We start from the raw sequence: 13,648 nt of genomic DNA, 5'->3' as shown, positions 1-13,648 counted from the left end.
CCATGCACGTCTATATCGGCTCCCGCACCACGCGGGAACGCAATGCCCGCGGCGACGGCATCAGCGTATACGACTACGCCCCCGACACCGGATCGCTGACCCTGACGCAAGTCGTGGGCGGCCTGGTCAACCCGTCCTACCTGCTGCCGCACCCGTCCCTGCCCGTGCTCTATGCCGTGCACGGCGACAGCCAGGAGGTCAGCGCGCTGCGCCGCGATACGCGCGGCGGGTCCCTCAAACCGTGGCGCATGCAGGCCTGCGAGGGGCGCAATCCCGTGCATCTGGCGCTGGGCCCGTCGGCCCGCTACCTGATGGTGTCGAATCACCTGACCGGCACGCTGGCCGTGCTGCCCGTGGCCGCGGACGGCGCGCTCGCCCCGGTGTCGCAGACGGTTGCGCTGACGGGCGAGCCCGGCCCGCATCGCAAGGAACAGCCCCACGCCAAGCCGCACTACAACCTGGTCGATCCGTCCGGCCGCTATGTGGTGGTGCCGGACAAGGGGCTGGACCGCGTCTTTCTTTTCACCTTGAACGAACAGGGCGTCGGCGCCGAACCGGCCAGCGTGGCCGCCTCGCGCGAAGGCGCGGGTCCGCGCCACGCGGTCTTTCACCCGGCCGGGCGCTGGCTGTATGTGGTCAATGAACTGGACAACACCGTCGCCGCCTACGGACTGGAGACGGGCGCGCTGCGCCCGTTCCAGGTGCTGCCGACCCTGCCCGACACCTGCACCGGCAACAGCCGCGCCGCCGGCATCGCCATCGATGCCCACGGCCTGCACCTTTACGTGTCGAACCGGGGCCACGACAGCATCGCCGTGTTCCGCGTGGATCCCGTCAGCGGCAGGCTGGCGCCTGTGCAGCACGCCCACACGCAGGGCAGGACTCCGCGATTTTTCACCCTGTCTCCCGACGGCCGCTTCCTGTTCGCATTGAACGAAGACAGCGACACGCTGCTGCGCTTTCGCGTCAACCCGCAAGACGGCACGCTGGTCCAGGACGGCTACGAACTGCGCATCGGCAGCCCGGTATGCATGGTGTTCGCCCGCCGCCAGACCTGATCTGCATCTGGCGGCGGCAAGACCATCAGAAATCCATCGACGCCGACAGCATCAGCGTGCGCGGCACGCCTTGCGAGATCGTGCCGTAGGACGCCACGCCGGACCAGTAGGCCTGGTTGAACACGTTGACCACATTGGCCCGCAGCGTGACGTCCTTGCCCTGGACCTTGACGGCGTAGCGCGCGCCCAGGTCGAAGGTGGTCCACGACGGCACGGACTGCGTGTTGGCCTGGTTGATGTACTCGCTGCCGGTGTGGATCATGCTGCCGGTCAGCGTCAGGCCCGCCACCCAGGGCGTATCCCATTCCGCGCCCAGGTTGACGGACACCTTGGGCACGCCCACCGGCTGGTTGCCCAGCGTGGCGCGGCTGTTCGTGCGTGTCAGCTCCGCATCCAGGAACGTCACGCCGCCCAGCAGGCGCAGGCCCCGCAAGGGCTCGCCTGACAGGTTCAACTCCAGCCCGCGGTTGCGCTGCTCGCTGTCGGCGCCATATACGCCATTGGTCAGCTGGCCGCTGGGCTTGGTGATCTCGAATGCGCTCAGGGTCAGCAGGGCGCTGTCGAACTCCACCTTCACGCCCACTTCTTTCTGCCTGGCCTTGTAGGGCTTGAACACCTCGCCCGCATTGGACGCCGTGGACGGCGCCACGTCGCCCTTGCTCAAGCCCTCGATGTAGTTGGCGTAGAACGACACGTTGCTCCAGGGCTTGACGACCAGGCCCGCCAGCGGCGTGGTTGCGCTTTCGTCGTAGCTGACGGTGCGCACGCCCGTCGCGCCATTGAAGTTGCGCGACTCAATGCGCTGATGGCGCAGGCCCAGGGTCAACTGCGCGCGGTCATCCAGGATGCTCATCGTATCGGCCAGCGCCAGGCCGGACAGGTCGGACGACGACACCTTGGGCACGTTGGCCGGCGCCGGTATGCGCTGCTCCGGGCGCGTCACCGGACGATAGATGTTGGACGTCAGCGGCGTGCCCAGCACGCTGGCCTGCAGGTTGCGGTCGCTGTACAGGCTGCCCATGAAACTGACGGCATGGCGCACCGGGCCCGTGTCCAGCTTGGCGCGCAGTCCGGCGTTGTACGTGCTGCGGTTGACCTCGAACTTGAAATTGTTGGGCGTCACTACCGTGTCGCCGGCTTCGTTGACGATGGTGGGCGTCTGGTCGGACAGGCGCGAGACGTTGGTGTCCGACCCGCCCGCATCGGCGAACACCGTCAGGCTGTCGCTGATGTCGTACTCCACGCGCAGCAGGGCCGACTGGCCGTCGGACTTCCACCAGCCCCAGGGCTGCGTCGCGTTGCGGCGGCCATCCGCGGCGCGGGGCACGTCTATGCCCGCCGCCACCAGGAACGGCCGCGTCGGCGCGTCGATCTTCTCGTGCTGGGTCAGCAGATCCAGCGACGCGCGCAGCCGCTCGCCCTGGTAATCCAGCGACAAGGCGCCGATATCGGTGCGCGAATACATATTGTCCAGCGGCGTGTCGCCCTGCCGGTGCATACCGTTGACCCGCACGCCCCATTCGCCATCGTTGCCGAAGCGGCGGCTCAGGTCCACCCGGCCGCCGAACTGCGAGTCGCCCACATAGTCCGCCGACAGGCGGGTCAGGTCCTCGGGCAGCGAGCGCTTGGGCACCATGTTGATCACCCCGCCCACGCCGCTGTTGGGCGACATGCCGTACAGCAGCGCCGCCGGCCCCTTCAGCACTTCGACCCGCTCGATGTAGTCGGTGAAGACGTGGTAGTTGGGCGCCACGCCATAGACGCCATCGAACGCGATCTCGCCCAGGTTGCCCTCACCGATGGGAAAGCCGCGGATATAGAACGAATCGGTCACGCCGCCGATCTGGCCGGTGAAGCGCACCGAGGGCTCCACATTCAACGCATCGGCCAGGGTCACGGCCTGGCGGTTCGCCAGCACCTCGGACGTGTAGCTCGTGACATTGAACGGCGTATCCATCACGTCGCGGTTGCCCAGCAGGCCCAGGCGCGCGCCGCGCGCCACCTGGCCTCCGGCAAACTCGGGCGGCAGCGCGGACGGACTCACGCCCGCCCCGGCCACGGTGACCGTCGGCAGCACGGTCGCCGAATCGCCGGGATCGGACGGCAGCTTGCGCAGGGAATACGCGCCCCCGCCCTGCTCCGACAAGGCATAGCCCGAACCGGACAGCAAGCGCGCAAAGCCTTCGCGCACGGAGTAGGCGCCATCCAGCCCGTCGCTGTGCCGGCCCGCCACCATGGCCGGGTCAAAGGACAGCGGCACGCCGGCGGCCGCGGCAAACTGGGCCAGCACGTCGCCCAGCGGGCCGCCCGCGATGGCATAGGACTTGCGCGCGGCCACGCTGGCGGTGTCGGCGGCCATCGCCTGCAGCGGCGCGCCCGCCAGGACCAGCAGCGCTGTCCCCAGGCCGGCGGCGCGGATCATCGCCGCGACGGGCAGCAAGGCAACGGTTCCACGCGACAGGCGTGGCGAACGGGAAATTCGGGAAACCATGAAACGATCCTTCGTTGGAGTCTGGGTGACGCTCGCATGTCGCGACGATTCACCCGGTACACCGGACGAAGCGGAAAAAAGTGTCAGCCGATAGGCGATTAATTTGTAACGGCGGCGCGAGGCGCCACGGTGGTCCAGTACGGGGTCACCCGGCTCACCCTGACCGGCAGGGTTTTTTCCAGCAGGCGCAGGCTGGCGTCGATGTCGTTCAGCGGGAACGCGCCCGACACCCTCAGCCCGGCCACCGCGGGATCGCACCGCAGCACGCCCCGCCGGTACCGGCCCAGCTCATCCACCAGGTCGGCCAGCCGCCAGTTCCGGGCGGCAAGCATGCCCTCCGCCCAGGACGCCGACGACCCGTCGGCCGCAACCTGCGGCTCGACCTGGCGCGCGTTGAAGGCCGTCTGCTGCCCCGCCGGCAGCACCACGGCGGCCGCGCCCGGCGACATGGGCTGGATCTCGACCGCGCCTTCGAACACCGCGACGCGCACGCTGCCGCCTTCGTCGCGCACCATGAAGCGGGTGCCCAGCGCGCGTATCGAACCCTGTCCGGTCTGGACAATGAAGGGCCGGTGCGCCGGCGCGGGATCGCGGCCCGTCGTCAGCAGGATTTCGCCGGCCCGCAGCCACAGCACGCGCTGCCGCGGCGTGTAGTCGATATCGACGGCGCTGGCCGTGTTCAGCACCAGTTGCGTGCCGTCGGCCAGCTCGACGCGGCGCTGCTCGCCCGTGGCGGTGCGCATGTCGGCGCTCCATTCCCGCCACGGCAGTTCGCGCCCGCCCAGCCAGGCGGCGGGCCCCAGCACCAGCAGTCCTGCCAACGCGCGCATGGCCTGCCGGCGCGCCGGGCGGTCCGCCCGTCGCAGCGTATCGCGTCCGATCCGGGGTGGCACCTGGCCAAATCCGCGCAGCATCTCCTCCGCGCGCAGCCACGCCGCGGCGTGCGCGGCGCTGCGCCCGCGCCAGCGGTCAAACGCCGCCTGCTCCGATGCCGACAGGGTCTCGGACTGGAAGCGCACCAGCCAGCCGGCCGCTTCCTTGAGAATGGCCGGATCGATGACGGCGCTCACGGCGTGTCGGCCTGGTAGGCGATCAGGCAGGCGGTCAGCGCCGTCTGCATGTGGCGCTTGACGGTGGACAGGGACAGCCGCTGGCTTTGTGCGATCTGGGCATAGCCCATGCCGTCGAATTGCGAAAGCAGGAAGATCTCGCGCGTCCTGGCAGGCAAGGACCGCAAGGCCGCATCGATCGCATGCAACGTTTCAAGAATCAGCGCCCGCGCTTGCGGCGATGGCGCCTCCGGCGCCGGCAATTGCGCAAGAACGGCCAGATACGCGTCTTCCAGCGCGCGACGGCGCCAGTGGTCCACCACCAGGCCCTTGGCGATGTGGGTCAGCAGCGCGCGCGGCTCGGCGCCGGCCGACTCCTTGCGGCGGCCAGCCATCAGGCGCACAAAGGTATCGTGGGCCAGGTCCGCGGCATCGAAGGAATTGCCCAGCTTCTTGCGCAGCCACACCGACAGCCAGCTGTGGTGGTCACGATAGAGCTTCGTGACAGAGTCGATCGGCAGGGAATCGGGCGGAGGCAAGGCGCAACTCTACAGATTTTGTAAATGGGAATTGTTTTTATTTTATATGATCTCCGCGCCAGCTGCCGAGCCGGCCTTTGACCACCCGACGGCGGCTTAACACTGCCATGGCGCTGGGATAGAATCAGTCCACCTCCCCCACCTTCGCGCCCGCCATGCAGAACGATCCGTCCATGCCTCCGTTTCTTGCTGGCGGCGGAGGAATGGCTGCACGGGTAAGGGCGCACGATTGGGCCACCACGCCCCTGGGCGCCATCGCCGCCTGGCCAGCTGCCCTGCGTATCGCAACGGGCATGGTGCTGTCGTCCAAGTTCCCCTGCTGCCTGGTCTGGGGGCCTGAACTGACCACGATCTACAACGACGCCTTCGTTCCCATCCTGGGCGCAAAGCCCGACGCCTTGGGACGCTCGTTCAGCGACATCTGGAGCGAGGCCTGGACGATGATCGGCCCCCTCGCCGAACGCGCCTACGCCGGCGAGGCAACCTTCATCGAAGACTTCCCGCTGGAAATCCACCGCTACGGGCGGGCGGAAATGGCGAACTTCACCTTCTGCTACAGCCCGGTGCGCGATGAGCACGGGGCCATCTGCGGCATGATCGACACGGTCATCGAAACCACCTCCCGCGTCAGCGCGGAGCGCGCGCAGGCCGAGGCCTTGCTGGAGGCCGAGGACACCCTGCGCCAAAGCCAGAAAATGGAGGCGGTGGGACAGCTCGCGGGGGGATTGGCGCACGACTTCAACAACCTGCTCACGGGCATTTCAGGCAGCCTGGAACTGCTCAGCCTGCGCCTGGCGCAACAGCGGCACGGCGATCTGGAACGCCATATCGACGTGGCGCAAAGCGGGGCGAAGAAAGCCGCCGCCCTGACCCACCGCCTGCTGGCGTTCTCGCGCCGCCAGCCGCTAGCCCCCCAGGCCGTCGACATCAACCGGCTGGTCGGCGGCATGGAGGATCTCATCCGTCGCAGCACAGGTTCTTCGATCACGCTGGACATCGCCCGCGCCCCCGCGCCGTGGCCCGCCTGGGTCGACCCGCATCAGCTGGAAAACGCCCTGCTCAACCTGTGCCTGAATGCGCGCGATGCCATGTCCGGCGCAGGCACGCTGCGGATCGAAACACGCAACGTCAGTCTGCCCGCCGGCCCGGCCCGCGAGCGCGGGCTGGACGCGGGCGACTACCTGCTCTTGCGCGTCTCGGACACGGGTTGCGGCATGACGCCCGCAACGGTGCAGCGCATCTTCGAACCTTTCTACACCACCAAGTCGGCGGGCCAGGGTACCGGGCTGGGGCTGTCCATGCTGTATGGCTTCGTGCGGCAATCGGGCGGACAAGTGCAGGTGCGCTCGCAGCCGGGCCAGGGCACGGCCATGAGCCTGTATTTCCCGCGCCATGGCGGCGCCGTGAGCCATGCCGGCCCCGAGTCCAGGGCCGAGCCGCCGCGGGCCCTGCAAGGGGAAACCGTGCTGGTCGCGGAAGACGAGCCCGCGGTGCGCGCGGTGACGGCCGAGGTTCTGAAGGAACTGGGGTATGCCGTGATCGAAGCCAGCGACGGCGCAAGCGCGCTGCGGCGCCTTTCCTCCGACTTGCGGCTTGACCTGCTGGTCTGCGACCTGGGCCTGCCCGGCGGCATGAGCGGACGCCAGGTGGCCGAGGCGGGCCAGGTGCTGCGACCCGGACTGAAAGTGCTGTTCATGACGGGCTATGGCCAGACCGCGCAGGACGATAGCGGGCTGCCTCCCGGCACGCCCGTCCTGCCCAAGCCCTTTGCCCTTGAAGAGCTGGCGCGGCGCGTCCATGCACTGATGCGCGCCTAGCCCCGCCGGCTTACAGCTTGGGCGCGTAGCGCACGGTCAGCATCACGTTTCGGGGTTCGCCGTAGTAGTTGTTGCTGCCGAGCGTGTTGTACGACGGCACGTAGTACTTCTTGTCGAACACATTGTTGATGTTCAGCCCGAAACTCAGCTCCGGCGTGGCCTGGTAACCCAGGCGCGCATTCCAGATCGTGAATCCCGCCAGCGTGAACTCGCGGTCCGAGCTGATCGTCTGTGTCTGCGCATTGACGCCCGCGCCGACGCTGTAGCGGTTCAGCGCGCCCGGCAGCTTGTAATTGGCCCACAGGCGCAGCATGTGCTTGGGCGTCCACGTGCTGAAGACCTTGCCCTGGTTGTCCGGATCTTCCAGGAACTTGGTGGTGTTGTAGGTGTAGCCTGCATACAGCTCCAGGCCCTTCACCACCTCGCCGGAGATCTCGGCCTCCACGCCCTGGCTGCGCACCTTGCCCGCCGCGCGCGAGCAGTACCAGCCATTGCATGCGAATCCGGCGTCGTAATCGTTCACCGCGCGGTTCTTATGGTCGTAGCGGAACACCGCAAGCGCCGTGTTGACGCGGCCGTCCGCCAGCTCGCCCTTGATGCCGGCTTCGTAGTTGTTGCCTTCGATCGGCTTGAGCAGGCTGCCCGAAACAGTGCGCTCGGTCTGCGGCTCGAACACCGTGGTGTAGCTGGTGTAGACCGACCAGTTGTCGGTCAGCGAGTAGACGATGCCGGCGTAGGGGATGAACTTGTTCGACGTGCTCGACGTGGTGGTGCTGCCTCCGCCGCTGTAGCTGTAGTCGAACCAGCCCACGCGGCCGCCGCCGATCAGCGCCAGGGACTCGGTGGGCTTGACGCGCCATGTGCCATAAATGCCTTTCTGGCGGATATCGTAGGCGCTGCGCGCGTCGTAGTTGCCGGCCTCGGCGATGGAGTCGATGTCCTGCCAGGGACGATGATGGTCGATATCGTAGATATTGCCGCCGTCCTCCCAGGCCCGCGCGAACCGGTCGTTGGTGGTCAGCTTGGAATAGTTCGCGCCCACCACCACTTCCTGCTGCATCCCCCATCCGGTGAAGTTGCCGCTGACCGACATGTCCAGCCCGCGCTGCTTGCTGTCGAAGTCCACGCCGAAATTGCCGTAGGACATGCCGCTGCCGTCGCGCGCCACCGGACCCGTGGCGCGCTGGTGCACGGTCGTGTTCTTTTCATTCATGGCGACGCCGGCCAGCCGGAAGCGCCAGGCGTCGTTGAAGCGATGCGTCACGTCCGCGTTCAGAATGGTCTGGTCGTTCTTCGCGCGGTTCCAGGTGGAGCCGGTGAAGGTCGAGCGCGGCAGATCGATGTCGCCGCCATCCTCGAACCGGGGATAGCCCACGATCATCGGCCGCGAACGGCTGTACCGGTTGCTGACCCCGAGGCCCACCGTGGTGTTGTCGGTGACGTCGTAATCCAGCGCGGCGTACAGGTTGCGCGTCTTGTCCCACACGTAGTCGATGAAGGAATGGCTTTGGTCCTCATCCAGCACCATGCGGCCGCGCAGCGTGCCCGATTCGTTCAGGGGGCCGCCCGCATCCAGCTGCAGGCCGTAATGGTCCCAGGAGCCGGCCTTGCCCGTCACCACCACCGACGGTTCCGCGCCGCCCCGCTTGCGCACCAGGTTGATCGCTCCGCCCGGGCTGCCCGCGCCTTGCAGCAGACCGGCCGCGCCGCGCAGGATCTCCACGCGGTCATAGAACACCAGCGAATCCTGTTCCCAGTTGCCCAGGCTGTAGCTGTTGCGCAGCAGGGGCACGCCGTCGTATTGCAGCAGGTCCACCGGGAAGCCGCGGGAATTGATCGCCACCCCCGACCCCACGCCCTGCACGCCCACCATGCCGACCGTGTTGTTGACCGCGTCCGGCAGGCTGGTCATGTCCTGGTCGTCCATGCGCTGGCGCGTCAGCACGGTGATGGACTGCGGAATGTCCTTCAGCGCCTGCGGCGTCTTGCCGATGGTGACCGCAGGCGACGTATACGAACCCGTGCCTTCCGTCGTGGTGTTGTAGCTGCCCGTCACCGTGACCGGCGCCAGCGTCGTGGCCTGGTCGGGCGCCGCTTGCCGCAGGCGGTATCCGCCCTCCGGGCGCGCCACGGCCTGCAGGCCCGTGCCGGCAAGCAGGCGCTCCAGCGCCGCATCGATGGAATGAGTGCCCGCCACGCCCTTGGTCGTGGCGTTGGCCGTCAGCGCGGGATCGGATGCCACCATGACGCCCGCCTGCACGCCGAAGGCGCCCAGCGCCGCGCTGAGCGGGCCGGCCGGGATGCTGAAGGCGACGGCGCGCTGCGACGGCGCCTGGGCTTGCGCCTGGGCCGCGGCCGGCCACAGGGCGACGGCCACGACGCCGGGCAGGGCAAAACGCAGCGCGGCGCTCAGCGCGGTGCGCTGCAAGGGAAGGCGGGCAAGCACCGCGGCGCGGACTGGACGAGAAGACATGAATAGGTTCCCTGGCTCATGAAGGATCGGCGCAGCCTCCAAGCCGGGCTGCTTTCCCTACATGAAGCGTGAGATCGGGATATCCGCCGTTGCTGTTACAAAAATGCCGGCGGCGGGGCCGGCCGTGGGTCAGGCGAGCCCCACCGTCACCCAGTAACGGGTGTAGCGGCGCACTCGCACCGGCAGGATTTCCTGCAGCATGGCCAGCACCTTGTCGCTGTCGGCCAGCGGGAACGCGCCCACCACGCGCAAACCGGCCGCCGCGCCGGAGCAATTCAGCAGGCCCGGGCGGTAGCGTCCCAGTTCTTTCAGGAAGTCCGACAAGGGCATTTCGTTGGCGATCAGCATGCCGTCCAGCCATGCGGAAACGCCCGCTTCCAGGGGCTCCGCCACAAAGCCGCCAGCGGCTGAGAACTCGGCCTGCTCGCCGGCCCGCACGCGCCGCGACGCATCGTCCGGCCCCAGGCCGCGCACGTCCACCGCGCCTTCCAGCACCGCCACCCGCATGCGGCCCGCCTCCAGGTCGCGCACCAGAAAACGCGTGCCCACCGGCGTCAGCACCCCGCCGCGCGTACGCACGGTGAAGGGCCGCCCCGCCGGATCGCGGGCTGTCACGACCAGGATCTCGCCTTGCAGCAGCACCAGTTCGCGGTGGCTGGCGGTGTAGCGCAAATCCACCGCGCTGCCGGCGTTCAACTCCACTTGCGTACCGTCGGGCAGTGTCAGCGCCCGGCGTTCGCCGGTGCCGGTGCGCAGATCGGCGGACAGCCGGCGGACCGTGTCGCGCTCGGTCACCGCCCAGGCGCCCAGGCCCAGGCCGACGGCCGACACCATCAGGCGGATAGCGGTGCGCCGCGACTGGATCAGCGGCGCTTGCAGCAAGGTGCGCGAAGCGACCGCCGGCCCGGCCTGCGCCACGCCCACGGCCACGTCACGCGTAAGCGCGCCGATCCGCTGCCAGGCCAGTTCGTGCGCGGGCTGCGCCTGCCGCCACCGGTCGAAACGCTCGCGTTCAGCGGGGCTTGCGTTTTCGCGCAGCCGCGTCCACCATTCGGCGGCCTGCCGGATCACCTTGGGATCGATGGCGCCAGCTTCGGGCGCGTGCGGGCGCAGCAGTTTGGCGCTGTCCATGACGGCCCGGCTCATCCGTAGACAGTCGTGTAGCAATGCACCAGCGCGCGCGCCAGCGACTTCTGCACCGCATTGGGCGTCAGGCCCAGCTGCTGGCCGATCTCCGCGTAGGACAGGCCGTCGATCTGCGCCATCAGGAAAATCCGGCGGCTGGTCATCGGCAAGGCGTCCAGCAGTTCGCAAACCTGCTCCAGCGCCTCGATGATCAAGGCGCGTGACTCAACAGAAGGCTCGACCGCCACCGGCTGCAACGCCAGCGTCTCGGCATAGGCGGATTCGAGCGCGGCGCGCCGCGCCCGGCCGATCAGCAGGCGCGTGGCGATGGTGCGCAGGTAGGCGCGCGGTTCGTTCAGCGGTTCGCGGACATTGGCCCGGATCAGCCGCTCGAACGTGTCGTGCGCCAGGTCCGCCGCGTCGGACGCATTTCCCAGCTTGCGTTGCAGCACTCCGCGCAGCCATTGGTGATGGGCCTGATAGACGGATTGCACCTCGGCGCGAGGGGCGAATGAAGAGGATGGCATGGCGGTCCGGCCCGGCGTCGCCGCCAGAGAACAAGACAAAATGAAAATGATTCGCAATTATAATTGCGGTTTTTGTCTTTGCAAGGCGCGCCTGCCGGCGACGCGCCCGGGCATCCTTCCGTCTTTCGCGCCGGGGCTGCGCGCCCGCGCCCGGCGCAACCGCGTCAGAACCTGGCGGTCAGGTTGACGAACACGTTCCTGGGTTCGCCGTAATAGACCTGGTTCGCCACGCCGCCCAGGTAGTACTTCTTGTCGAACAGATTGTTCAGGTTCACCTGCGCGGACAGGCGCGAGTTGAAGTCGTAGCGCGCCATCAGGTTGTAGATGGCATAGGCCCTCTGCTTGGCCGTGACGGTGACATCGCCCGTCTCGACCTTGCTGTAGGTCGAGATCTGCCAGTTGACGCCGCCGCCCACCGTCAGCTTGCTCCACGCGCCCGGCAGCCGGTACGTCGTGAACAGCTTGGCCATGGCGCGCGGCCTCTCGGTATTGACCGACACGCCCTGCGCGTCGCGGCTGGTGTAGTACGTGCCGCCGGCATAGGCGTTCCAGCCCGGGGCCAATTGCCCGCTCGCTTCCAGTTCGATGCCCTTGGTGGTGACGCCGTCGGCCGTCGTGTAGGCCTGATCGGGCGTGCCCGGCACCAGCTTGTCGCCGTCCAGCACGGCCACCTTGCTTTGCTTGACCCTGAAGAGCGCAATGGAGGTGTTCAGCTTGCCATCCAGGTACTCGCCCTTGATGCCGACCTCATAATTCTGGCCCTGCACCGGGTCCAGGTAATTGCCGCTGCTGTCGCGGTTGTCCTGCGGCTGGAAGATGCTTGTGTAGCTGGCGTAGGCCGAGTAGGTGTCGTTCAGGTCATAGACCAGGCCGGCATAGGGGATGAACTGGGAATCCTCCTGGTCCCGCTCGGACGACTTGGATTCCCAGGTGGCGTAGCGGCCGCCCGTGATGGCGGTCAGGTTGTCCGCCAGGGACCAGCGGACCGCGGCATAGACGCCACGCTGATGCGTCACCGTGCCGCGCAGGGTGGATTCGGTCCAGGCCGGCTGCGGGAACGAGCCGTCCCACTGATAGAAATTGCCGGTGTCGGCCAGCGTGTCGCGGTCGAAGCCGTAGCGGTAGAAGTCCTCGCCATAACGGCTGCGCATCGCGCCCGCCACCAGTTCGTGCTTGCGTCCGAGCAGGCTGAACGGCCCCTTCGCCTGCAGGTCCAGCGAGGTTTGCTGGGCATAGGAATTCCAGTAGCCTGGCAGCGCCCCCAGGCCCGTGCCCGTCTCGCGGTCCAGGTCGCCATACAGGTACAGCAGCTTGGCGTCGTACTTGCTCTTGCGCTGCGACCAGTCGGCCTTGACCTCCCAGTCATTGTCGAAGCGGTGTTCCAGCGTGGCGAACATGGTCTGGTTGGTCGTGTGCCAGTAGGTCCAGTCCGCGGCGGTGGTCTTGGAACGCCGCCAGTTGGTCGGCGTTCCGTCGCTGAACACCACGGGCAGGCTGCCCCAGGTGGAGCCGCGCGGGCGCTTGTCCTGGTAGTCCGCGCCCACGCTCAGCCGGGTGGACGGCGTCAGGTCCGCGTCGATCACGCCATAGAACACTTTCTTGTTGGCATGGTAGAGGTCGATGTAGGAATCGCGGCCCTGGTACAGCGCCACCATGCGGGCGCGCACGGTGCCTTCCTGATTCAGCGGAGTGGTCATGTCCACCGTGCCGCGGTACTGGTTCCACGACCCCGCGCCGGCGCTCACCGAGCCGGTGAATTCCCGGCTGTTGGCATGCTTGCGCACCAGGTTGATGGACGCGCCCGGATTGCCCGCGCCCGTCATCAGGCCCGTGGCCCCGCGCACCACTTCAATGCGGTCGTAGATGAACGAATCGTTGTCGGATTCGCCGTACATGGACAGGCCGATGGTGGTCGGCACTCCGTCGTACTGCAGGCTGTCGATGTAGAAGCCGCGCGACCAGAAGTCCGTGCGGTCGGTGTCCTCGCTGACCACCTGCACGCCCACCACGTTGCCCATCACCTCGTCCAGCGAGCGCAGGTTCTGGTCGTCAATGCGCTGGCGCGTCACCACGCTGACGGACTGGGGCGTTTCCCGCAGCGACAGGGTCAGCCCGGTGGCGGCGGACGAGGCCGGCGTCGTATAGGACCCCGTGCCTTCGGTCACGGCCGGGTCCGTATTGCCCAGCACCGTCACGGGCGCCAGGTTGGCCACGCCGCCATCGCGCGACAGGATGATGCTGTCGCCCTGCCAGCGATACGTCACGCCCGTGCCCTGCAGCAGGCTGCGCAGCGCCTCCTCCGGCGCCAGGCTGCCCCGCAGGCCGCGTGTGCTCAGGCCCGCCACCACATCCGGCGCGTAGAAAACGCGCACCTTGGTCTGGGCCGCCCATTGCATCAGGGCGTCGCCCAGGGGCTGCGCCGCGATATCGATCGACACCGCGGCCGCCTGGGCGCGCGCGCTGCCCGGCGCGCCCGCCATCGACAGGCTCAACGCCAGCATCAGGGAAGACAGCAAGAAACGGGGGGATGCGCACGCGAGTCGCGCGGCCGCGGGGAAATGCCTGGCTG

The 13,648-nt window shown here is 67.9% G+C and carries 9 protein-coding genes; 2 read left to right on the top strand and 7 right to left on the bottom strand.

The annotated features are described in order from the left end of the window. Positions 1-2 precede the first annotated feature (2 nt). A complete protein-coding gene (locus HLG70_RS27295) occupies positions 3-1,058 on the top strand; it encodes a lactonase family protein (protein WP_171665083.1) in 1,056 nt (351 codons plus the stop codon). Between the two features lie 25 nt (positions 1,059-1,083). Here HLG70_RS27295 and HLG70_RS27290 read toward each other — a convergent pair whose 3' ends face one another. The 3 genes from HLG70_RS27290 to HLG70_RS27280 form a co-directional block, all read right to left on the bottom strand. Beyond that, positions 1,084-3,549 (bottom strand): TonB-dependent receptor, encoded by a 2,466-nt coding sequence (locus tag HLG70_RS27290; protein ID WP_171665082.1) that lies wholly within the window; start codon positions 3,547-3,549, stop codon positions 1,084-1,086. Positions 3,550-3,647: 98 nt separating this feature from the next. After that, positions 3,648-4,619, bottom strand: coding sequence for a FecR domain-containing protein (locus HLG70_RS27285; RefSeq protein ID WP_171665081.1), 972 nt, complete (start codon positions 4,617-4,619; stop codon positions 3,648-3,650). Beyond that, on the bottom strand, positions 4,616-5,137 hold the full coding sequence (locus HLG70_RS27280) for a sigma-70 family RNA polymerase sigma factor (protein ID WP_171665080.1): 522 nt from the start codon (positions 5,135-5,137) through the stop codon (positions 4,616-4,618). The genes HLG70_RS27285 and HLG70_RS27280 overlap by 4 nt, the downstream gene beginning before the upstream one ends. A 173-nt stretch (positions 5,138-5,310) precedes the next feature. Between HLG70_RS27280 and HLG70_RS27275 the strand changes: the two genes are divergently transcribed. Further along, positions 5,311-6,954, top strand: coding sequence for an ATP-binding protein (locus HLG70_RS27275; protein WP_171665079.1), 1,644 nt, complete (start codon positions 5,311-5,313; stop codon positions 6,952-6,954). Between the two features lie 10 nt (positions 6,955-6,964). On the opposite strand, the gene HLG70_RS27270 is transcribed toward HLG70_RS27275, so the two are convergent. The 4 genes from HLG70_RS27270 to fhuE form a co-directional block, all read right to left on the bottom strand. Further along, positions 6,965-9,427, bottom strand: coding sequence for a TonB-dependent siderophore receptor (locus HLG70_RS27270; RefSeq protein WP_171665078.1), 2,463 nt, complete (start codon positions 9,425-9,427; stop codon positions 6,965-6,967). Positions 9,428-9,556: 129 nt separating this feature from the next. Then, the gene (locus HLG70_RS27265; protein ID WP_171665077.1) at positions 9,557-10,558 is read right to left on the bottom strand and encodes a FecR domain-containing protein; all 1,002 of its coding nucleotides are present in this window, start codon (positions 10,556-10,558) and stop codon (positions 9,557-9,559) included. Positions 10,559-10,569: 11 nt separating this feature from the next. Further along, the gene (locus HLG70_RS27260) at positions 10,570-11,079 is read right to left on the bottom strand and encodes a sigma-70 family RNA polymerase sigma factor (RefSeq protein ID WP_171665076.1); all 510 of its coding nucleotides are present in this window, start codon (positions 11,077-11,079) and stop codon (positions 10,570-10,572) included. A gap of 164 nt (positions 11,080-11,243) precedes the next feature. After that, the gene (fhuE, locus tag HLG70_RS27255) at positions 11,244-13,580 is read right to left on the bottom strand and encodes a ferric-rhodotorulic acid/ferric-coprogen receptor FhuE (RefSeq protein WP_419144797.1); all 2,337 of its coding nucleotides are present in this window, start codon (positions 13,578-13,580) and stop codon (positions 11,244-11,246) included. Positions 13,581-13,648: the final 68 nt, after the last annotated feature.

The organism is Achromobacter deleyi, from assembly GCF_013116765.2.
In the GTDB taxonomy this organism is placed as follows: Bacteria; Pseudomonadota; Gammaproteobacteria; order Burkholderiales; family Burkholderiaceae_B; genus Achromobacter; species Achromobacter deleyi_A.
Note: the sequence above shows the minus strand (reverse complement) of the source record. Positions and strands in the feature narration are given on the sequence as shown.